The sequence below is a fragment of the Metabacillus hrfriensis genome (assembly GCF_030127205.1).
GTDB lineage: Bacteria > Bacillota > Bacilli > Bacillales > Bacillaceae > Bacillus_P > Bacillus_P dongyingensis.
The window spans coordinates 2,607,843-2,630,071 of the sequence record NZ_CP126116.1 but is presented as its reverse complement, the minus strand read 5'-3'; the positions used below and the strand labels follow the sequence as shown (position 1 = coordinate 2,630,071).

The window sequence follows — 22,229 nt, the reverse complement described above, 5'->3', positions numbered from 1 at the left end:
CAATCAAATAACGATATTTTATTAATCTCTGTTTATCCCATACTATTAAGTTAAGGAAACACAATCACAAATAGGAGGGGTAAATATGAATCGTGTGAAAATGATTGTAAATTTAATGGGAGAGATGACTGCTAAAGCCTGTCGTGACCTTAAATTCAAATTTGGGGTATTTTTCTTTGAAGAGCTTCAATAGATTGGGAAGCTATAAACAATTCATTAGGCCACTTTGTTCAAAGGCTTGTCCAAGCAGCAAAGCCATTTCTTTCATTTTCTCCTTTTATTCCTTATCTGTCTGTAATTGATGATAAAAGTTCTCCTTAATTCACTCTTCTTTCACATCATCAAACGTGACATTTCCACCACGATTGAAGACTTCAATAGTTTTCTGGATTTTTGGAAACTCTGGATGTGGAATCCAACGGCCAGTGGTTCGTTTATCAAATTCAATTAAGCCTTTATCACACCTAAGGGGAAAGTGCGCCTTTTTCTTTTGTCTTACAGAAAGGAAGAAAAGCTATGTTGGTAGCAGGAAGAATTGAAAACTTCAAAGAGTACAGCAAGTTTAGCAGCATAAAAGAGTTTAACAATACCATTGAAATGTTCCTAGCCGAACATAAAAAGGATTTCACCATAGGGGAATTATTCGCGTTCAAACGCCTAGTCCGGTTTTCTGCAAAATATGCAGGTGTGGCCAACGCCAAGATTGGAACGCCAGTAAAAGTCATCAATGAAAAATTGAAGTGATTTGGCGTAAGCCTATCCACGTTAGAACGGATGCTAAGAAAAGCGAAAGATTTAGGTATCGTATCCATCGTTCACACATAATTGAATTTAATAAAAGAAGGTATAGTTGAAAGAAGCATCATTCTGAATCATATAAAATCTGCTTTTAATACTATTATTATTAAATTACTTTATCTTGCTATTATATTGAGTAAGTGTTTGGTTCCCAACGTTATAAGTATATACTGAAAACGGAGGTGAACGAGGTGGATATGAAAAAACCGAACATTTCTGATGTTTACTGGAAGGCTATTACGGAATGTGACTCAGAGTATGATGACAAGTTTTATTATGGAGTAGAAACGACTGGCATCTTTTGCCGTCCTTCCTGTAAATCAAGGAAGCCTAATAAAGAAAATGTACGCATCTTCAAAAATGCATACATGGCATTAGAAGAAAAATTCAGACCATGTAAGCGATGTAAACCTGACGGCTTGCGTTTGCCTGCTGAGGAATGGATCGAACAAATTGTTCATTGGATTGATCAGCATTATTTTGAGTCTCTAACATTGCAAATATTGGCGGAAGTATCCCATGGCAGTCCTTATCACCTGCAGCGTTTGTTTAAACGTGTTAAAGGCATAACACCATCTGAATATGTTCAGCAAATTCGTATGGAAAAAGCAATCGATCTGCTTGAGACATCCGGATTATCGATATCTGACATCGGCCTTGCTGTGGGATTCTCAAGCACACCATATTTTATTACGCTATTTAAAAAGAAGTTGGGATATACACCCTCAGGCTATCGAATAGCTTACCGCCAAAACCTTAAGAAGGAGCTTGTGAATAGAGATGAACACGGAAAAACAAATCATTAAATGGGGCATTCTGGAATACGGCCAGTGGCAATTATATGTAGCAACGACGGAAAAAGGACTTTGTTATATAGGTTCACCAGGCCAATCGTTTGAAGAGCTTAAAGCCTGGATGCAAAAACGCTTTCCTTATGCAAGCCTTATCGTAAATGAAGAAGCATTAATGCCGTATATAAATGAACTGCAAGAATATTTTGAAGGAACTCGGCAATCTTTTTCATTAAGAATAGATGTAAAAGGCACACCATTTCAAGAAGAGATTTGGGAAGCCTTAAAGCAAATTCCTTATGGGAAAACATGTTCTTATTCAGATATAGCTTCGCTCGTTCAAAGACCTGCAGCGGTTCGTGCTGTTGGAACAGCGATTGGTGCCAATCCGGTTTTGATTACTGTTCCGTGCCACCGTGTAATTGGAAAGAATGGAGCTATAACAGGTTACCGGGGAGGCACGGAAATGAAACAATATCTGCTCCAATTAGAATCTCAAAATGGAGGGATGCCAAATGCATGATGAAGTGAGTTCTAAAATTCATTCACTCAGCTGGGACAAAATTCATCAGGAATTAGACAAAGCGGGGTATGTAAAATTGCCCCCTCTCCTTAATCCTGAACAATGTCAAGAGTTTATGAGGCTCTATGAACAAGAAGGGCTGTATCGCAGCACAATAAATATGAGTCGCTATCGCTTCGGTGAAGGGGAATATAAATATTTTGATTCTCCATTACCTTCATTATTGCAGGTGCTGCGTACTTCATTCTACCCTGAACTGGCAAAAGCAGCCAATCGGTGGTTAGTGCTGTTGGGCAAGGAAGCTTTTTACCCAGATACACTGTCTGCATTTTTAGAAGTCTGCCATAAAAAAGGTCAGAACCGCCCAACTCCTTTAATCCTGAAGTATGTAGAAGGCGGTTATAACTGTCTGCATCAAGATTTATATGGGGATGTATTTTTTCCGTTTCAAGTTCTGATTACATTAAGCAAGCGCGGAGAGGATTACACTGGAGGCGAATCAATTCTTGTGGAACAGCGTCCCCGCGCACAGAGCAGGGGGCATGTGATTACATTAGAACAAGGGGAAGCGCTTATTTTCCCTGCAAGCCACCGGCCGGTAGAAGGAAAGCGGGGCTATTACAAAAATACGGTACGACACGGGGTCAGCACTTTGTTTTCTGGAACGCGATATGGAATGGGAATTATTTTTCACGATGCAAAGTAAAGGCGATGTAAGATGAGAAAAACAATTCTTAGCAAAGGCACAGGTTTTTTATCTGACTACAGCCACTCATTAAATCCTTATACCAGGTGTTCATTTGGCTGTTCATACTGTTATGTAAGGAGAATGCCCGTTTTAATCTTCAGGAAAGATGAATGGGAGACCTGGGTTGAAAAATGTACTGATAATCTATCTGCCCTTGGCTTGCTTTTCTGCTTGCTCTCCAATAGCATTCAGTTAACATCACTTACTTAATTGTAAATAACCATTTTAGAAAACAGGGATTTAAAAGAAATGAGATATTATTATTTCAATTGTTTAAGGAGAAACCAATGAATGAAAAAAAACTAGTCGGTGAAAAAGCTGCTGAATTCGTTAAAGACGGCATGATCGTGGGTCTTGGTACTGGCTCAACTGTCTACTACACGCTTGAGAAGATTGGTCAGATGGTTAAAGAAGGACTCCAAATTAAAGGGATCCCTACTTCAATGGCCACAGAAAAACTTGCACATGAATTCGGAATACCTCTTACAAGTTTTAAAGAAGTTACTTATCTTGATGTAGCCATCGATGGAGCGGATGAAGTGGATCCAGACTTGAATCTGATAAAAGGAGGCGGTGGAGCCCTATTAAGGGAAAAAATCATTGCTGCAGCAGCTAATACCTTTATAGTTGTAGCAGATTCATCTAAATTGTCAGCAAAACTGGGTTCATTTCGGCTTCCCGTTGAAGTAATTCCATTTGGATATGAGCGGACTGCAATGCAAATAAGCTCAATTGGCTGTGTCCCCGAAATGCGGCTCTCGAATGGGAATCCTTATATCACAGATAATCACAACTATATCTTCGACTGTGAGATTCCTGAAAATTCACAGCCTCATAAATTGGAAACCGTTCTTAATATGATCCCTGGTGTAGTCGAAAATGGTTTGTTTACAAAAATGGCTGATGTCATCATTACTTTAGATGCAAATAAAAAAACAGTTTTAATGAAGGAAAAAAATAAAAATAGAATCAGGTAAACTGAATAATGAAGATAAAAGGTTCTATATCATTATAGGACCTATTTGAAATATCTAAATATTCAAATAGTGTTATAATGAAAGAATAGACTCTAAAGAATAGGAGGAGTTTTTTTGAAAGTATCCTTGTTCATTACATGTTTAGCAGATGTATTCTATTCAAATGTAGGAAAAAGCACGGTTGAATTGCTTGAAAAGCTAGGCTGTGAGGTTGATTTCCCAAAAACTCAGACCTGTTGCGGCCAGCCTGCCTATAATAGCGGCTATCATAAGGAAACGAGAGAAGTGGCAAAGCATATGATCACAGCTTTTGAACACTCTGATTATGTTGTAGGCCCATCCGGTTCATGTGTGGTCATGCTGCATGAATATAAGGGACTGTTTGCAAATGATCCTGACTGGAGGGAAAAGGCGCATCAGCTTGCTGAAAAATCATATGAGCTAACACAATTTTTAACTGAAGTTTTGAAGGTTGAAAATGTAAATGCTTCTCTTCAGGCACATGCTACTTATCATAAATCGTGTCACATGACCAGGCTTCTCGGTGTGACGGATGCTCCTGAAACATTACTTCGGAATGTAAGCGGTTTAAATATTACGCCTCTTCCTAACAGTCATGATTGCTGCGGATTTGGCGGAACGTTTTCTGTTAAAATGGTTACCATTTCAGAGCAGATGGTAGACGAGAAGGTCAAACATATTCAAGATACAGAGGCAGAATTATTAATTGGTGCCGACTGCGGCTGTTTAATGAACATCGGCGGGAGAATCAATCGCAAAGGGATTCCTATTAAAGTCATGCATATTGCAGAAGTGCTGAATAGCGGGGTGAAATAACATGCCAATGAAAATAGGCAACCAAGCTTTTTTCGACCGGGTTGAAAAAGGAGTAAATAATCCGTTCATGAGAAATGCCGTTGCTTCTGCACAAGAACGAATGCAGGGAAGGCGCCTGCAGGCAACGGAAGAGCTTGGAAACTGGGAAGAGTGGCGGAAACTTGGGGAAGAAATCCGCACACATACGATGGAAAATCTGGATTATTATTTGGAGCAGTTAAGCGAAAGTGTGGCAAAACGCGGCGGTCATGTTTTTTTTGCCGCAACAAAAGAAGAAGCTAACAAATACATAACAGACGTTGCGATTCAAAAACAGGCGAAAAAGGTCGTCAAATCAAAGTCAATGGTAACAGAAGAAATCCACTTAAATGAAGCTTTAGATAAAGCAGGCTTTGAAGTGATCGAGACAGATCTTGGGGAATATATTCTGCAGCTTGATGACCACGATCCACCATCGCACATTGTTGTTCCTGCTCTTCATAAAAACAAAGAACAAATTCGTGATACATTTAAAGAAAAACGGGGCTACGAAAAATCAGAAATGCCAGAAGAGCTCGCTTTATTCGCCAGAGAACAGCTTCGCAAGGATTTCCTGAGTGCAGATCTTGGTATTACAGGGTGCAACTTTGCAGTAGCAGAATCCGGCTCGATCTGTTTGGTTACGAATGAAGGAAATGCTGGACTTGTCACAGCATTGCCAAAAACGCAAATAACGGTGATGGGGATGGAGCGCATCGTTCCTTCATGGGAAGAGCTTGATGTATTAGTCAGTTTGCTGTGCAGAAGTGCAGTAGGACAAAAGTTAACAAGCTACATCACAGGATTAACAGGTCCGAAAGATGATGGGGATGCTGACGGTCCTGAAGAATTTCATCTTGTTATCGTAGATAACGGCCGTTCAAAAATTTTAGGCACTGAGTTTCAAAGCGCGCTTCACTGCATCCGCTGCGCAGCATGTGTAAATGTATGTCCGGTTTATCGTCATATTGGAGGTCATTCCTACGGATCGATCTATGCGGGTCCAATTGGCGCTGTCCTTTCGCCTCTGCTTGGAGGCTATGAAGATTACAAAGAGCTTCCATATGCTTCATCATTATGTGCAGCATGTACTGATGCCTGTCCTGTGAAAATTCCTTTGCACGAATTATTAATAAAGCATCGCCGTAAAATTGTCGAAGATGAAGGGAAATCCACATTTGGGGAAAAGCTTGCCATGAAAGGCTATCAATTGGCTGCAAGCTCTCCGCATTTATACGGCGCAGGAACCAAATCAGCATCAGCGGTTATGTCCCCATTTACAAGCGCAGGCAGCATCAAAAAAGGACCTGGTCCTATCAAGCCGTGGACAGATGTACGAGACTTTCCTGCTCCAAGTAAAGAGAGATTCAGAGATTGGATGAAGGGAAGAGAGGAGAGCGGAAATGATAAAGGGTAAGATACATAATCGGGAACCTTTTCTTGAAACAGTTGCAGCACAACTAGCACGTGAGAGAAGAAAGTCAGTTACTAAACCCCATTGGTCCTTTTCTCCTCAATGGGAAGTATTAATGAATGCGGATGCGGATGAACTTGTAGAAGTTTTAAAAAAACAGTGCCTGTTAATTCATACACAAATTATTGAAACGACTTCTTCTCTGCTCTCTGATAAAATCATGCATGTCTTTAACGAGTATGATGTTAAAACAGCAGTAATCGCTAAAGACGAACGCTTTCAAGAATTTCGTTTGACCAATGATATCTTGAAAGCATGGCGGGTGGCAGGCATACAAGTTCACGAATGGGATCCAGCTTTAAAAGAGAAAAATATCGAAGCTTCTGAGAAAGCTGACATTGGGATCACTTTTAGTGATTTGACCCTTGCTGAATCAGGAACCGTTGTGGTGTACAGTGACGAAAACAAAGGGAGGTCCATTAATCTGCTTCCAAAAACTTATCTCTGCATCATTCCAAAAAGTACGATTGTACCAAGGTTGACTCAAGCTGCAGAGAACATAAGCGCCCAATTCAAAAAGGGAAATCATGTTTCATCATGTATTGATTTTATTACCGGACCAAGCAACAGTGCTGATATCGAGCTGAATTTAGTTGTTGGCGTTCACGGGCCGATTAAAGCTACATATATCGTTGTTCATGATAAATAAGCAAAAAAACCGGCTGCTCATCTATGCAGCCGGTTTTTGCGCTTACTGAACTTTTTTCCCGTCACCTAAGCGGAAAAGTTTATCAGAATCAGTCAGTTTTCTAGTTGCATTTCTTGTATCAAATATCAGAACTGCGTGTTCTTCAATCAGACTGAGCGGAATCTGCGTATGATCTGTTAAAATTACAACACAATCCATTTCTTTTAGAAGCTCCTCTGTTAAATCTGCGCTTTTATATGTTATTCCATTCATTTTCATCTCATGTATGAGCGGATCGTGATAGTATACGTCTGTTCCTCTATCAAGAAATTCCTCAAACACTTCGACCGCTGTTGAATCACGTATGTCTGCCACATCTTTTTTATACGTTACCCCATAAAGCAGAACTTTAGCTGATTTAACATCTTTTCCTTTTGAAAGCAATTCATTTGTCCGATTTACCACATAGTGAACCATTTTCACATTCACATTATCAGAAAGGGAGATAAAATCACTGCTTTTTTTCGATTGAAGCAGCTTCCACTGAAGATATAAGGGATCAACCGGAATACAATGTCCCCCTATTCCAGGACCCGGATAAAAAGGTGTATATCCGTAGGGCTTTGTAGCTGCAGCATCAATGACTTCCCAAATATTAATGTTCAAATCGTCACATAAAACGGCCATTTCATTCATAAACGAAATATTGACAAAGCGGAAAGTATTTTCCAGCAGCTTTGTTAATTCAGCAGCTTCTGTTGATGATACTAGAACAACTTGATCATAGACTTGCGAATATAAGTCATGTGCAGCTTTTTGACACGCTGCTGTCACGCCGCCGACCACTTTGGGAATTTGCGTTACAGCATACTGTTTATTGCCTGGATCGATCCGCTCAGGTGAATTGGCCAGGAAAAAGTCTATTCCTGCTTGCAGTCCCTGTTTTTCAAGCAACGGAAGCAGCACTTCTTTCGTTGTTCCTGGAAAGGTAGAGCTCTCAAGGATGACAAGCTGGCCTTTTTGCAGATGCTTTGCAATTTCTGCACCTGCACTTTCTACATACTTTAAATCCGGGTTTTTATCTTTAGTAAGCGGTGTAGGTACACATACAATGATGGACTGAACGCTTTTCATGATTTCATAGTCATCAGTTGGAATAAATGACTGATTTTCCACTGCATGTTCTAATCTTTCTTGACTTATGTCATCAATGTAACTGATTTTTTGATTTAAAGAAGCTATCTTCCTGACGTCTACATCGATACCGTACACTTGAAATCCTTTTTCTGCCAGTGTAACAGATAGGGGAAGGCCGACGAAACCTAAACCTATGACTGCAAGTTTACCTTTATATTTATCTGCCACTTTGAAATCTCCTCGCATTATCTTGGTAGTTTAGTCTCGTTATGTTATGCCGGAACTGATCAGGGGACATAGACAATAAACTAGTAATTTGAAAATGGGCAGGATTTTTAGTAAAGAGGAAAGCAAAAGAAGCAAAATTCTGCATCTTATAATAATAAATAATCCTATATAGTCAGGACCATTTCATAATCCTGTCATATAAATAATGAATGAAATGGTCACATGCCGTCTCGAGAGAAATAGAGTTTTCATACATTAATGGTGGTGTATTTATATAGATTTTTCATCACGAGTGAAAAGGAGCAAATTATGATTAATTTAGTAGATTTGCAAAGGCAATTTCAGTCCATTAAGAATGAAGTGCTGAAAGCAATTGAACATGTTTACGATTCAGGTCAGTACATTTTAGGTCCGAAAGTAAATGAACTTGAAACGAAAATTGCAGGAAAGCTTGGAGTAACGGACGCAATTGCAGTAGGCAATGGTACAGATGCACTTGTTATGGTACTCGACGCACTTGACATAGGACCAGGCGATGAGGTCATCACGACTCCCTTTACTTTTTTTGCAAGTGCAGAAGCCATCTCGAGAGTTGGGGCAACACCGGTCTTTGCAGATGTTGATCCTGAAACATTCAACATAGATCCAGTGAAAATTGATGCTGTGATTACGGGAAAAACGAAAGCCATTATACCTGTGCACCTTTTCGGACAGCCGGCAGATATGGATGAGATCAATGAATTGGCCAGCAATCATGGTTTGTATGTCATTGAAGATGCATGTCAGGCCTTTGGTGCCACATATAAAAAGAAAAGAGTCGGAAGCTTGGCAGATGTTGCTTGTTTTTCATTTTTTCCTACCAAAAATCTTGGAACAATTGGAGATGGAGGCATTATCACAACTTCAAATCATGAGCTTGCATTAAAATTAAAGAAACTCCGCATGCATGGAAGCTCTAAAAAATATTATCATGACACGATTGGATACAATAGCCGCTTGGACGAAATCCATGCAGCCATCCTGCTTGTTGTACTCGAGAAAATCGATGATTGGAATGAACGAAGACGTGCCTGCGCAAAAATCTATCGTGAAGAGCTGAATGCCGTTTTAGGAATCACATCGCCTGCTGAAGCAGCTGACCGGACACATATCTATCATCTCTTCTGTGCCCAGTCTAAAGAAAGAGATTTCTATTTAAATTTGCTGCAGAGCAATCAGATTCAAGCAGGAGTATATTACCCGCAATGTCTGCACCTCCAGGAAGTTTATAAGAATCTGAGTTATCAAGAAGGAGATTTCCCGGTTGCAGAACAGCTTTCCCAAACTCTTTTTGCCATTCCGATGCATCCTTTCCTATATAAAGAAGAACAAGAGAAAATTATTTCTATCCTTCGCACTTCATCGGGAGGAAAAAAGAAATGATCATTCGATTCGGACTCATTGGCTGCGGATTTATCTCAAAGCGCCACATTAAAGCCATTGCAGATTGCAGGCAAGCTGAATTGTCTGCAGTAAGTGACCTTAAGGAAGACAGAATGCAGGAAGCAATCGCGGACTTCAAAAAGCATGCAGGAGATAACCGCGAGGTCTCTGCTTACTTGAATTATCAGGAGATGCTTCAAAATGAGAACATTGATGTCATTGTTATTACAACGATTTCAAGTCTGCATGCAAAAATGACTATAGAGGCTTTAAACGCAAATAAACACGTCATATTAGAAAAACCAATGGCATTATCTATAGAAGAAGCAAATGAAATCATTGCACTGAGTGCAGTAAAGCAAAAAAAAGTGATGGTCTGCCACCAGCTCAGATTTCTTCCTCTGTTAAGCAAAATGAAAGAGGTCATAGCGAGCGGGAAAATTGGAGCTCCTTATTATGCGATCGCGTCGATTCGCATTAATCGTTCTGCACACTATTATGAAACCGCACCCTGGAGAGGAACATGGAAACATGACGGGGGCATGCTCCTTAATCAGGGTATTCATTTGGTTGACTTAATGCAGTGGTTTTTAGGAGATGCAGAAAAAGTTTCCGGTGAAATTCTTCAAAAGAACAAATCCAAAGAAACAGAGGATGCCGCGCTTGGCATTGTAACTTTTAAAAATGGAGCAAGAGGCATCATTGAAGCTAACGTAATTTCACAGCCAAATAATATAGGGTATGCACTTTCTGTTTTTGGTGAAAAGGGGACACTCTCTGTTGAAGGTCCATCACTGAGCAAGGTCTCACGCTGGCACATTAATGGTGAAATAATGGAAATTGAAAAGCTTGAGCAGTTTTCCCGCGCTGCTGACGAACAGCTTGCCATGTATGAAAACTTTATTTGCTCATTAGGAGAAAAGAATGCTGAACTTTTACTTTCAGAAATTGAAGGGAAAAAAGCGTTGGAAATTATCTTTGCTATGTACCAATCTGCTTTGACAAATCAGTCTGTCCAGCTGCCGATGAAAGAATTCTCGACAGTAAATATGCTTAAAGAAGAGAGGGATTAACTTGTTCGGAAACGTGTTGGTCACAGGCGGAGCAGGTTTTCTAGGATCACAGCTCGTTAAAACATTAATACCCACATCAGACCATATCTTTATCCTTGATAATTTATCAACCGGTACAAAAGCAGCTATACCTCCATCAGATAAAATCACATTCTATCAAGGGTGCATTACAGACGAAGCTATATTAAATGAAATCCTGCCGAAGGTTGATTATATCTTCCACTTTGCGTGCAAAAATCTCGTACTCTCTGTTGATAATGTTTATGCTGATTTTCATACGAATGTCTTGGGAGGATTTACGCTGCTGCGCAAAGCAAAAGAATTATCCCCGCGCCTAAAACGATTTGTCTATGCATCTACTGCTTCCGTCTATGGAAATGCTGAAATTCTTCCTACTCCTGAATCTTACTATAATATTAAACTGCCATATTCAGCGAGTAAATTTACGACAGAGCATTACTGTGATGTTTATTTCAATATGTACCAGCTGCCCGTCACAACGTTAAGGTTCTCAAACGTATACGGTCCGGGACAGCTCATTTCAAATCCTTATTGCGGGGTTATCGCAAAATTTTTTGATTCAGCAGAAAACGGTCTGCCGCTGCAAATTTTCGGGGACGGAAAACAAACCAGGGACTTTACCTATGTAGAAGATGCGATGGATGCGACAATTCTCGCGGCAGTATCAGATATTGCAATAGGAGAGAAATACAATGTTGGAACCGGTAAAGAAACAAGCATTTTACAATTAGCGTCGAGCATCAAACAAGTAACAGGCACTCATACACTTGCAAATGACTTTCATCCAAAGCGCAGTGTAGATGTTGTGCAGAGAAGATGCATGAATACGGCTAAAATTGAGCAGGAGCTGAACTGGAAAAAAAATCATACTCTGCTTGAAGGACTTAAGAAAACTAAACAATGGCTGAAGGGATTGTAAAAAATGAGAATCTTTCATGGAACTACTGAGATAGCCGGTCAAATGGGTATTTTAAGTTCAGCCTTAGTAGATAAAGGACATCATTCTCTTGGCTACAATACGTTTCACTCCTATTTGGGCTATAAAGATTTTTTAGTCAACACGGATGAACAATTTCTGGAAGAGAATCAAACGAAATTAATTGATGAGTACGATCTCTTTCATTTTCACTATAATACAACGATGTGCAGAGAGTTTTCGGATCTTGAAAAAATTCATGCAAAACAGAAGAAAATGATTATGCATCATTGGGGAAATGATGTCAGGTTTCATGAGCAGGCGAAAATAAACAACCCTTACGCATACACAGGAGACTCGCCGCCTAATGAGACCATGCATGATAGACTGACAAAGGTCACTGCCTATATTTCAGAAGCGATCGTACAGGATTATGAAGTCTATGAGTATGTGAAAAATTATTATAAAAAAGTTCACGTACTTCCAATCGCCATTGACCTTAAATTTTTCAAACCGGACTTTCCTTCAAAAGATAAAAAAGTGCCTTTAATTCTCCATGCTCCTACAAATCCCGCTTTTAAAGGAACAGAGCATGTAGAAGCTGCAATTGAAAAGCTAAAAGAAAAATATGAATTCACATATAAGAGAATTGAGAAAATGAATCATGATGAAGTAATTGCCCTTTATAAAGAGGCAGACATTATTGTTGACCAGATCCTTTGCGGTTCCTATGGATTGTTGAGCGTTGAGTCTATGGCTCTCGGCAAGCCTGTCGTGACATTCATAAGACCTGATTTAGTAGCCACTTTTCCAGATCAGCTTCCTATTGTGAATGCAAACCCTGATACAGTTTACGATCAGGTTGAACAATTGCTGAAGAATCCTGAGCTCCGTGAATCTCTTGGCAAACAAGGCCGAAAATATGTTGAATCTACTCATTGCAAGCATGTGGTTGTAGATAAATTACTTGATATTTATAGTCAAATCGAAAAAAATAACTAAATGAAGCATCCAAAAAAAATAATAGAAAAACCCGGCCGATCAGGGCCGGGTTCTCTTTGTTCTGCAGATTGAAGGAATAAAGCCGCTCTGACTTTATCAAAGCGGCTTTAGCTCTTACTTATATGGCATTCCAGGGTAAACAGTCCACTGATACGTTTTATTTAAAAAGTTTGCAATATATCCATATTCTGTTCGGTGGTTATGAAACACATCTTTCATCGTTTGATTTGGAAATTGATAGGTAACTAAGGCGTTGTTTGTCATATAAAGAGCACGTATACCCCAGTTTAAGTAATCCAGTATGTGTGTATCGTTAAACGTAATCCCTTTTCCAAAAATGATCTGCACTCCAGTGTGATAAAATTGTGAAAAATTGCTTGAATGAATGATCCAGTTATAATCCAAATGTGTGTTACCATAGTAGTTTGCATGTATACATGACGCATCAAATCCAAGTTCTTTGCATTTAATTGCTCCGTAGGATCCTAAAAAAGGCAGCCAAAATGAGTAAACACTTTTCTCTTTTGTATAGCCTGTAAAACCTTGAACCAACTCCTCATCATTTTCCTGAATAGAACCTCTTTGCCAGACAAAACCCTTAAAATCAAGCTTATCAAGAAGCTGCTTTTCCTTGTCCCAACGAATAAGGAATTGATCCATCCACCATTTCACACCAGTTAACCGGTCCTCATTAAGCGAAAAATCCAAGTTTTTTCCATCAACTGCACCAAAGTTTCTTTGTTGTGGAGCAGGATAAGGAACACCCATCCAAACCTCTGTTCTTTCCGCTGCATTTGCATTTAGTGCGTAAAAATTCATATCTTTCATAAAAACATGCTCAATAGCAAGTTCCCAATCATGAATATCCGTCTTCTCGCCAAAACCTGAAAACATCGGGTGGATATAATGGTCTTTTCTAAAGGAAATAGGATTAAAGATAAAACTTTTGAATAAAGATTGAACAGCAGCAGGATTTTCCTGATTGATCTGATAGTATTTTAAATCTTCGGCCGACCAGTCAGTGATGTCTTTATCTGTCATACCTCCGCAGGGCAGCATACAGATTGAATTGTGAATGTTAAGCTCACTGGCTAATAAATATCCAGACAACGTCCCATCACTCCTTTTTTTTGTCTTTCCTGTACAGCATATGGAAGTTCCCTTTAAATGTTATGTGTGAAAAGCTTATTTTTATAACCTTTCTGCAAAGAACTGAATAATATAACCGCGAAGGAGTGTTGCAGATGAAGATTATCCATTGCCCAACTGAAATAGCCGGACAGATGGGTACACTTTGTAATGAACTGAAAAAGAAGGGGTATGACGCGTCAGGTTTTAATTGGTTTCACAGCTATATTAAATACAACTATAATCATGTAGTGAATACTGATTTATTTGAATTGAAAAATGTCATTTCTACGATTGTCCCGCATGGAGATATCCTGCATTTTCATAACGGAAATACCTTTTTAACAGGAAATTATGATCTTCCTTTAATAGCTGAAACGGGGAAAAAACTCGTTATGCATCATTGGGGCTCAGATGTCCGAACTGTAAAAAATGTGAAGGAACTAAATCCTTATCCGCTTCCGCCAGGCTATCATACGGATGAGCAAATCCATGAAAATTTATTATTTTCTTCAAAATATATTAAATCAGCCATCGTACAGGATGCTGAAATGGCAAACCATGTTAAAGATTACTATGAATATGTTTATATACTCCCGCTTGCATGCAGCATCAGTAATTTTACGCCTGACTATCCAGGGAAAAATGAAGTCCCGGTCATTATCCATGCCCCAACTAACCGGGAATTTAAAGGTTCAGAGCAAATTGAAGCAGCGATAGAGAAAATAAAAGATACAAACAGCTTTACTTATCAAGTTGTTGAGAAAAAAAGCCATAAAGAAGCACTTGCCATGTACAGCAGCTCCGATATTATAATTGATCAAATTTTATGCGGATCTTACGGAATGCTTAGTGTAGAGGCGATGGCAATGGGAAAAGTCGTTGTCGCATATATAAGAGATGATGTAAAGAAAAACTTTCCTAAAGACCTGCCGATTGTCATTGCTTCACCTGATAACCTTGCGGAAGTATTAAATGATTTGCTGAAAGACAAAAAAAGAATGTCTGAAATAGGCAAGGCAGGCAGAAGGTATGTTGAGAAATATCATGCCAGTGAAGTTGTCGCAGATTACTTAATCAAGATTTACGATAAACTTTAGGAGTGAACGGCATGCTTGATAAAAATACAAAGATTATCCACGCACCAATTGAGGTTGCAGGTCAGGTCGGATTAATCAGCGAGCAGCTGAGAAAATTAGGATACCAATCAAATGCTTATAATTTTTTTATAAATTATTTAAATTATAAAAACAATTACAATACAGATGCGTTTGAATTAGTAGCTATTTTTCAGCTTTCGCTTGATTACTACGACATCTTCCATTTTCACAATAGCTTAACGTTTATGGAACAATTCAAAGATTTGGAGATGATAAAAAAAGCGGGAAAAAAAATCATTATGCATCACAGAGGGAATGATGTGAGATCTTTTTCAGCTGCCCGTAAAGGGGAAAATTATGAGAACCCTTATGTCAATACCAAAAGCTCTTTAAGCGATGATGTCATTCATTCAAATTTGAGTTATTTTTCAGAAATAGCAGATGCTGCGATTGTTCAGGATTTTGAGCTGTACAATTATGTGAAAGATTATTATCATGCGAAACAGAAAAAAGTGTACATTCTCCCAAGATTAATTGAAACAGGTAAATATACGCCTGTATATCCTGAAGGCAATAAAAAGCCATTAATTGTTCATGCTCCGACTCTCCCTGAATTTAAAGGAACAAAAATCATTGAAGAGACGATTGATAAATTAAAGGATAAGATAACATTTGACTACATTCGAGTAGAAAACATGAGTCATGAAGAAGCGACTGCCATCTATAAAAAAGCAGATATCGTCATTGACCAAATTTTATGCGGGGCGTACGGAAATCTCAGCGTTGAAGCCATGGCTCTTGGAAAGCCGGTAGTCTGCTACGTTCGCCCTGACGTGCAGGCAAGTCTGCCAAGTTGTCTTCCGATCGTATCAGCAAACCCGGATACCCTATACAAAGTGCTGAAGATATTGCTGGAAGACACTGATATACAAAAGGAGCTTGGTATTGCAGGCAGAAAATACGTAGAAGAATATCATGAGGCCTCTGTTGTTATGGAGTATTTGCTGAATATTTATAAAGAAGTATTATCTTAAAGGGAGGGGCAGCATGATCCATTCTTCTGCAAAAATAGGCAATAATGTCGTTTTGGGTGAGCATGTAGTAATTGAAGAAAACGTTGAAATTGGGGACGATGCGGAAATCGGCCACCATGTCATTATTAAAAAAGATACAAAAATCGGGAACCGTGTGCAGGTGGGTGATTTATCCGTACTTGGAAAAACGACTTCCAAGAATAAAAAAATGGCCCGTAAACCAGGAGCAGCTCTCACTCCATTAGTTATTGAAGATGATGTGCGAATTGGCTGCAGTACTGTATTGTATCGTAATCTGCTTTTGAAACAGGGTGCTTTTGTAGGCGACTTAACAAGTATTCGTGAAAAAGTGGAAGTAGGGGAAGACTCGATCATCGGAAGAAATGTCATTGTCGAAACAAACACGATCATAGGCAGAAGGGTGACAGTTCAGACTGGATGTTATGTAACGGCTGATATGATCATTGAGGATGAGGTATTTATTGGTCCATGCGTTTCGACGTCAAATGATAAATACATGGGTGCAGGTAATTATCAATATCAGGGTCCTATAATCAAAAGAGGGGCAAAAATAGGCAATAATGCTACACTTCTCCCTGGCATTACGATTTATGAGGATGCAATTATCGGTGCTGGAGCTGTAGTGACAAAAGATGTTGCTGCACAAAGGACTGCAGTTGGAAATCCTGCGAGAATAATAAAATAAGAGAAAGCCCCTGATCACAGAACAGGGGCTTTTTGCCTATCAAAGAATTTGGCAGATATCCCGAATAAGCAAGCCTGTACAAGCTTAAATTGGAATTCATGCCTGGTTATAAGTTTCTCCACTGCTTCCTGTATATATTTCGTGCCTTTTATGAAGGACGAGAACTAGCCAATTCAATAATTCAGTTATTGTTGATTCAGCAGCAGAAGACACAATTTCTCTTCAGCTTTTTGGTCTGGCGACAGCCGCCGCTTTAATTGGCTGAGGAGCAAGGTGCAGCTTTAACAATTGTTCGAATTGAATAAGTCAGGTTTAAGAGATTCATGTTGAATCATGAGTCTCTTTTTTTATGCTTTCTGCTGAGAGCTAGGTAATGGTACAAACAAAGTGAAAGAAAGATTAATACACTATTAGGAATTTATTAAAATATTGGTGGATAAAGGAGTCAGAAAATGGTATCAATCAGCTTATGTATGATCGTAAAAAATGAAGAAGCTGTTCTGGCCAGATGCCTTGATTGTGTGAAGGATATTGTGGATGAAATCAATATTGTCGATACAGGCTCAACGGACAGAACCATAGAAATTGCCAATGAGTATACTGACCGAATTTTTCATCATGAATGGTCGGGATTTGCACCTGCGAGGAATGAATCGTTTAAACATGCAACAAAGGAATATATCTTGTATTTGGATGCAGATGATATTCTTTTGGAAGAAGACCAAAAGAAATTAAAGGACCTTAAAGAAACTCTTGATCCTTCAGTCGATTCTGTATCCATGTTTTATAATGCAGGAACAGATGAGTTTGGAAACGTTACGCTGCGCTACAGAAGAAACCGTTTGGTAAAAACGTCCAAGAACTATAGGTGGGAGGGAGACGTTCACAATTATTTAAATGTGTCTGGTAAGATTATTAATTCCGATATTTCTATTACTCACAAGAAAATTGGCCATTCAGTGGGAAGGAACTTAACTATCTATCAAATGAAAATCGACAGAGGAGATGTCTTTGGCGCGAGGGACTATTTCTACTACGGCAATGAATTAAGAGAAAATGGCCATTATGAACAAGCAATTGAGGCCTATACCAAAAATATTGAAATGAAAGAAGGATGGATTGAAGATAAGGTATATGCATGTATTAACAGAGGGGATTGCTATCGGTTTTTAGGGGATCTGAACAATGAACTGAAATCTTTATTTCAATCCTTTGTTTTCTCAAAAACACCCAGAGCAGAAACGTGCAGCCGAATCGGCTATAACTTTCAGAGAAAAAAAGAGTTTCAATCAGCTATTTACTGGTATACATTGGCAACTCAGCTCGTGCCGGATGAAAACCGCTGGAGCTTCAGCTATCCTGCTTATTATACATGGTATCCTCATCTTCAGATGTGTGTATGCTACGACAGGCTTGGTGAGACGGAAAAAGCCTTCTACCATAACGAAGAGGCAGGAAAATATCGTCCCGATGATCCATCCATTCTCAGCAATAAAGCTTATTTTGAAAAAAAACTTGGGCCATCTAATAAATAAAAAGAAGCCGGTGCAGTCCGGCTTCTTTCGTTTTTATTCAAATAATTTCGGAATTCCATTAATAAGGGAATATCCTCCCATAATTGCCATGGCTATGACGATCAATATCCCAAAAATAGTTAACCATATTGGATGCTTATAATCACCGACAATTTTCTTTTTATGCGCAGCAATCAGCATAACTCCAAGGGCGACAGGTAAAATTAATCCGTTGAGTGATCCTACCAGAATAAGGATTTTAACAGGTTCCCCAATTACAGCAAATAAAAAGGTGGAGACTGCAATAAATCCGACAATAAACCATTTATGATATTTCTCAATCATTGGGTTGAAGGTTCGTATGAATGAAACAGATGTATAAGCTGCACCTACTACAGACGTTACCGCAGCTGCCCACATTATGACTCCAAACATTTTGTAGCCTGCATTTCCCGCAGCATGTTTAAAAACAGAAGCAGGAGGATTAGCAGGATCTAAAGCTAATCCTTGAGCGACTATTCCTAAAGCAGCCAAGAATAAGAATATACGCATGATGGATGCAATGCCAATTGCGGAGATGGAGCTTTTCGTAACTTGAGGCAGGGCTGCTTGTCCTTTAATGCCAGCTTCAAGCAATCGGTGTCCTCCTGCAAATGTGATATATCCTCCAACAGTTCCCCCTACAAGGGTGACAATCGCGAGATAATCAATCGTGTCAGGCATAACCGTTTTTATAACTGCTTCAGCAAAAGGCGGCTGGGCTGAAACCATGACGTAAACAGTTAGAGCGATCATGACAAAACCCATAACTTGTGCAAAACGGTCCATCACTTTACCGGCTTCTTTTACAAGAAATATCCCAATTGCGACGATGCCGCTTAGGATGGCTCCTGTTTGAGAAGACATCCCGAACATTACATTTGTGCCTAGACCAGCTCCCCCGATATTTCCAATATTAAATGCAAGTCCTCCAAGTACGATTAAGATAGAAATAAAATACCCAAGACCAGGGAGGACAGCATTCGCTATATCCTGTGCTGGTTTCTCAGCCACTGCAATGATGCGCCATATATTCAGCTGTGCACCAATATCAATAAGGACAGACATTAAAATCACAAACCCGAAACTTGCAGCCAGGACCTGTGTGAAATGAGTGGTTTGTGTTAAAAAACCAGGGCCGATGGCAGAAGTTGCCATCAAAAATGCAGCTCCAAGCAGCAGGCTGAAGTTTGATTGTTTTTTCATGGTGATTCCTCCTGAAGGTTTTTAAGCAAGAACCATGCTCGCTTTTTTAATGCTGATTCCTGCATGCTGCAGGGCATCGGATATGTATTTTGCAAATTGAAGGGCATGTGGACCATCTCCGTGTATGCAAATAGTATCTGCTTTAATGGAAAGATTCTTTCCTGAAAGCGAAGTGACTTCCCCATCTTTCACCATTCGAATCACTTGTGCTACTGCCGTTTCGTGATCCTCAATCAAAGCACGGCGGTCTCTTCTTGAGGTTAACGTTCCATTATCCTGATAAGTTCTATCAGAAAAGACTTCACTTGCGGTTTTTAAACCTAATTTCTCTCCAGCTTTAATTAACTCGCTGCCGGCAAGACCAAAGAGAATCAGCCTGGAATCGACATTATAGACCGCCTCAGCAATGGCTTCTGAAATTTGTCTGCTTATTGAAGCCATATTATAAAGGGCACCATGGGGTTTCACATGCTGGAGAGAGCCTCCTTCAGATGAAGCGAAGCCAGATAATGCTCCAATTTGATAGACAACCAGGTCATATACTTCTCTTGGTGTGAGGTCAATATTTCTTCTTCCAAACCCGGATAAATCATTAAAACCAGGATGGACCCCGATTCCAACGCCCTTATCAATTGCAAGTTTAACTGTATTTCTCATGGTTGAGGGGTCACCGGCATGAAAGCCGCAGGCAATATTAGCCGAAGAAACGTAATTCAATATTTCTTCGTCATTTCCCATTTTATAAGCGCCAAAGCTTTCTCCCATATCACAGTTTAAATCAACTTTATGCATCTTAATCATCTCCTTAACTCGTTTTTAGGAGCAGCCCCTGTTTTAAGTGCTTCAACCTTCTTTCTCTATCAATCAGCAGCTTTTGAGCTTCGTCGAGCGATACTTCCTTAAATTGAACAACTTCTCCAGGTTTGAATTGAGAAAGGTAGGGCAAATCGACAGATGCTACCTGTGCGATCTTCGGATACCCTCCCGTTGTTTGCCTGTCAGCAAGCAGAATAATCGGGTTCCCGTCCGCAGGAACTTGAATAGTTCCAAAGGTGACAGCTTCTGAAATCATTTCTGCTTTGATTTCTAATGAAAGCTTGGGGCCTTCCATCCGGTAGCCCATGCGGTCAGATTGAGGCGTGATTTTAAACGGTTCAGAAAAGATCATGGATTTGCTTTTCTCTGTAAAGTCATCAAATTGTCTACCTTTAATAACACGTACGCTTTCATCCGCTCTTAAGAAAGGAATAAATTCCGGCGATGCAAACCATTCTATTTCCGAATAAGACGAGGAGTCAAAAAAACGTTCAAATAATCTGCTGGACTGCTCAGACATCTTTCCAAATGATAGTCTGTCCCCACTTTCGATGGCTCTGCCTTCATATCCGCCAATCCCTGCTCTTAAATAGGTTGATTTGCTTCCCATCACCTCAGGGACATCAAATCCGCCAGCGGCTGCAAGATATGCCCTGCAGCCTTTCTTAGCTCCTCCAAATGTAAGAAGACTGCCTTTTTTCACAAATAACGGCCGCCACATTTTTGCGGGACGGTCATTCAGAACGGGTGATAAATCTCCGCCGCAAATAGAGATCAGAGAATCTGCCTGAAATTCAAAATGGGCTCCCAGCATCGTCATTTCAACTGTTGCCTCGTTCTCAGAATTTCCTACTAGCATGTTGGCGATTCTGTGGGAGAGGATATCCATCGCACCGCTTGCGATTACACCATACTTTTGGGACCCATATCTGCCAAGATCTTGAATAGATGTCAGAAGTCCTGATTTTTTGACTTTTATCGTCATATCATTTTCTCCTTTCAAGAAATTGATCATATGAGATCGGTTTGAATTGAATAACATCCCCGGCTTTTAATAGACTGGGAGATTTACTTTCAGGCTGAAACAGTTTTAAAGGCGTTTGTCCAATTAATTGCCAGCCGCCTGGTGTCTCAATCGGATAGATCCCTGTCTGGCTTCCTGCAATTCCTACTGAGCCAGCGGGTATCTTTAATCTCGGTGAACTTCTTCTTGGTGCTGCAATTTTATCAGACATTCCGCCAATGTAAGGAAAACCGGGAGCAAAGCCAATCATATACACTAAATATTCACTTGCTGAATGAATGCCTATCACTTCTTCAGCAGATAACTTGTTATGTTCTGCTACAAATTCCAGATCCGGACCGAGCTCTCCGCCATAGCAAACTGGGATTTCAATTGTTCTTCCAAACTTCGATTGTGTTTTATCCAAGGTTTTCAATGTTTCTGTTATGTATTCTGAAACAATCTGATAGGGAAGGGAATGCTTGTTGACCCTGACTGTTTTTATAGGATCATAAATAAGCGTGACTGTTGTGAACGCAGGAATGCATTCAATCACCCAATCTGGCGAATGATGATCAAAATAGGAGAAAACATGCTGAACGTTTTCATGAATATTCATTTCAATTGTCTTTCCAAGTTCGATAATTATTGCGGCATCACCTAAGGGACTCAGGGTAAACTCCATTTCAGCACCTCCTAAAATTGATGTATAAACATGAATATGCTATTCATAATTGATGTAGTTCATCTTATAATAAGAGCGCTCAGAATTCAAATAAGACTATTTATAAATTGGGTTTGACAAGAAAAGGAAAGTAAAGTAAATTTGAGGTAAGCTTTTTATCAATCTCCATACAATCATCCTTAAAAAGGGGTTTTGTTCTATGTTAGGTGTCGTTCTTAACTAATCCGTAATTTCATACGGTCATCTCTGTGCCAGCGTGCAAAATATGATTTTTGCCTCGCTTATTTAACTATGCACAGATAGATGAGTTAAGAACAAATCATAGCATATGAGAGGTGCCTGCTCAGCTGTGTTTTTATGCACAGTTTTTTATTTGTCCAAAAAAGGATGAGGGCAGTATGGAGA

At 39.6% G+C, this 22,229-nt stretch carries 22 protein-coding genes and 1 pseudogene; 17 read left to right on the top strand and 6 right to left on the bottom strand.

The features are described 5' to 3' along the window. Positions 1-516: 516 nt before the first annotated feature. The 9 genes and pseudogenes from QLQ22_RS13165 (at position 517) to QLQ22_RS13125 (ending at position 6,815) form a co-directional block, all read left to right on the top strand. The gene (locus QLQ22_RS13165; RefSeq protein ID WP_223435295.1) at positions 517-744 is read left to right on the top strand and encodes a hypothetical protein; all 228 of its coding nucleotides are present in this window, start codon (positions 517-519) and stop codon (positions 742-744) included. A gap of 251 nt (positions 745-995) precedes the next feature. Further along, a complete protein-coding gene (locus QLQ22_RS13160) occupies positions 996-1,604 on the top strand; it encodes a bifunctional transcriptional activator/DNA repair enzyme AdaA (RefSeq protein ID WP_284016816.1) in 609 nt (202 codons plus the stop codon). After that, positions 1,579-2,112, top strand: coding sequence for a methylated-DNA--[protein]-cysteine S-methyltransferase (locus QLQ22_RS13155; RefSeq protein WP_223435293.1), 534 nt, complete (start codon positions 1,579-1,581; stop codon positions 2,110-2,112). Before QLQ22_RS13160 ends, QLQ22_RS13155 begins: the two co-directional genes overlap by 26 nt. Continuing rightward, a complete protein-coding gene (locus QLQ22_RS13150) occupies positions 2,105-2,818 on the top strand; it encodes a 2OG-Fe(II) oxygenase (protein WP_223435291.1) in 714 nt (237 codons plus the stop codon). The genes QLQ22_RS13155 and QLQ22_RS13150 overlap by 8 nt, the downstream gene beginning before the upstream one ends. Before the next feature lie 12 nt (positions 2,819-2,830). After that, positions 2,831-2,989 (top strand): annotated as a pseudogene (locus QLQ22_RS13145) (radical SAM protein); the annotation flags it as partial. A gap of 158 nt (positions 2,990-3,147) precedes the next feature. After that, a complete protein-coding gene (gene rpiA, locus QLQ22_RS13140) occupies positions 3,148-3,837 on the top strand; it encodes a ribose-5-phosphate isomerase RpiA (RefSeq protein WP_284014919.1) in 690 nt (229 codons plus the stop codon). A 114-nt stretch (positions 3,838-3,951) separates the two neighbouring features. Continuing rightward, on the top strand, positions 3,952-4,674 hold the full coding sequence (locus tag QLQ22_RS13135) for a (Fe-S)-binding protein (RefSeq protein ID WP_252206898.1): 723 nt from the start codon (positions 3,952-3,954) through the stop codon (positions 4,672-4,674). A gap of 1 nt (position 4,675) precedes the next feature. Then, positions 4,676-6,109 (top strand): LutB/LldF family L-lactate oxidation iron-sulfur protein, encoded by a 1,434-nt coding sequence (locus QLQ22_RS13130; protein WP_252206897.1) that lies wholly within the window; start codon positions 4,676-4,678, stop codon positions 6,107-6,109. Continuing rightward, positions 6,096-6,815, top strand: coding sequence for a LutC/YkgG family protein (locus QLQ22_RS13125; RefSeq protein ID WP_223435283.1), 720 nt, complete (start codon positions 6,096-6,098; stop codon positions 6,813-6,815). The genes QLQ22_RS13130 and QLQ22_RS13125 overlap by 14 nt, the downstream gene beginning before the upstream one ends. Positions 6,816-6,857: 42 nt before the next feature. Here QLQ22_RS13125 and QLQ22_RS13120 read toward each other — a convergent pair whose 3' ends face one another. Then, positions 6,858-8,159, bottom strand: coding sequence for a nucleotide sugar dehydrogenase (locus tag QLQ22_RS13120; RefSeq protein ID WP_223435281.1), 1,302 nt, complete (start codon positions 8,157-8,159; stop codon positions 6,858-6,860). Positions 8,160-8,468: 309 nt separating this feature from the next. Between QLQ22_RS13120 and QLQ22_RS13115 the strand changes: the two genes are divergently transcribed. The 4 genes from QLQ22_RS13115 to QLQ22_RS13100 are packed head-to-tail and all read left to right on the top strand — an operon-like array spanning position 8,469 to position 12,593. Beyond that, positions 8,469-9,581, top strand: a complete 1,113-nt coding sequence (locus QLQ22_RS13115; RefSeq protein ID WP_284014918.1) for a DegT/DnrJ/EryC1/StrS family aminotransferase — start codon at positions 8,469-8,471, stop codon at positions 9,579-9,581. Continuing rightward, entirely contained in the window at positions 9,578-10,654 is a 1,077-nt protein-coding gene (locus tag QLQ22_RS13110; protein WP_223435275.1) for a Gfo/Idh/MocA family protein, read from the top strand. Before QLQ22_RS13115 ends, QLQ22_RS13110 begins: the two co-directional genes overlap by 4 nt. Before the next feature lies 1 nt (position 10,655). Next, a complete protein-coding gene (locus tag QLQ22_RS13105; protein ID WP_284014917.1) occupies positions 10,656-11,594 on the top strand; it encodes an NAD-dependent epimerase/dehydratase family protein in 939 nt (312 codons plus the stop codon). Between the two features lie 3 nt (positions 11,595-11,597). Continuing rightward, a complete protein-coding gene (locus QLQ22_RS13100; RefSeq protein WP_223435273.1) occupies positions 11,598-12,593 on the top strand; it encodes a glycosyltransferase family 4 protein in 996 nt (331 codons plus the stop codon). Positions 12,594-12,707: 114 nt separating this feature from the next. On the opposite strand, the gene QLQ22_RS13095 is transcribed toward QLQ22_RS13100, so the two are convergent. Beyond that, on the bottom strand, positions 12,708-13,703 hold the full coding sequence (locus QLQ22_RS13095) for a DUF4855 domain-containing protein (RefSeq protein ID WP_223435272.1): 996 nt from the start codon (positions 13,701-13,703) through the stop codon (positions 12,708-12,710). A gap of 134 nt (positions 13,704-13,837) precedes the next feature. Here QLQ22_RS13095 and QLQ22_RS13090 point away from each other — a divergent pair, with 134 nt between their 5' ends. The 4 genes from QLQ22_RS13090 to QLQ22_RS13075 all read left to right on the top strand — a co-directional run bounded on the left by QLQ22_RS13090 (position 13,838) and on the right by QLQ22_RS13075 (position 18,096). Then, positions 13,838-14,821, top strand: coding sequence for a glycosyltransferase family protein (locus QLQ22_RS13090; RefSeq protein WP_223435271.1), 984 nt, complete (start codon positions 13,838-13,840; stop codon positions 14,819-14,821). Positions 14,822-14,832: 11 nt separating this feature from the next. Beyond that, complete coding sequence (locus QLQ22_RS13085; protein ID WP_223435269.1) at positions 14,833-15,855, top strand: glycosyltransferase; 1,023 nt, start codon at positions 14,833-14,835, stop codon at positions 15,853-15,855. Between the two features lie 13 nt (positions 15,856-15,868). Further along, positions 15,869-16,561, top strand: coding sequence for an acyltransferase (locus QLQ22_RS13080; protein ID WP_223435268.1), 693 nt, complete (start codon positions 15,869-15,871; stop codon positions 16,559-16,561). Positions 16,562-17,013: 452 nt separating this feature from the next. After that, complete coding sequence (locus QLQ22_RS13075; protein WP_223435266.1) at positions 17,014-18,096, top strand: glycosyltransferase; 1,083 nt, start codon at positions 17,014-17,016, stop codon at positions 18,094-18,096. Positions 18,097-18,129: 33 nt separating this feature from the next. Here the strand turns inward: QLQ22_RS13075 and QLQ22_RS13070 are convergent, their stop codons facing one another. From QLQ22_RS13070 to pxpB, 4 genes are read right to left on the bottom strand one after another with little or no spacing between them, the layout of a single operon-like run. Then, entirely contained in the window at positions 18,130-19,320 is a 1,191-nt protein-coding gene (locus QLQ22_RS13070; protein WP_252206894.1) for an NRAMP family divalent metal transporter, read from the bottom strand. A 21-nt stretch (positions 19,321-19,341) separates the two neighbouring features. After that, positions 19,342-20,112, bottom strand: coding sequence for a LamB/YcsF family protein (locus QLQ22_RS13065; protein WP_284014916.1), 771 nt, complete (start codon positions 20,110-20,112; stop codon positions 19,342-19,344). A gap of 13 nt (positions 20,113-20,125) precedes the next feature. Beyond that, complete coding sequence (locus QLQ22_RS13060; RefSeq protein WP_275976707.1) at positions 20,126-21,121, bottom strand: 5-oxoprolinase subunit C family protein; 996 nt, start codon at positions 21,119-21,121, stop codon at positions 20,126-20,128. Position 21,122: 1 nt separating this feature from the next. Then, positions 21,123-21,824, bottom strand: coding sequence for a 5-oxoprolinase subunit PxpB (gene pxpB, locus QLQ22_RS13055; RefSeq protein WP_223435263.1), 702 nt, complete (start codon positions 21,822-21,824; stop codon positions 21,123-21,125). Positions 21,825-22,229 lie beyond the last annotated feature (405 nt).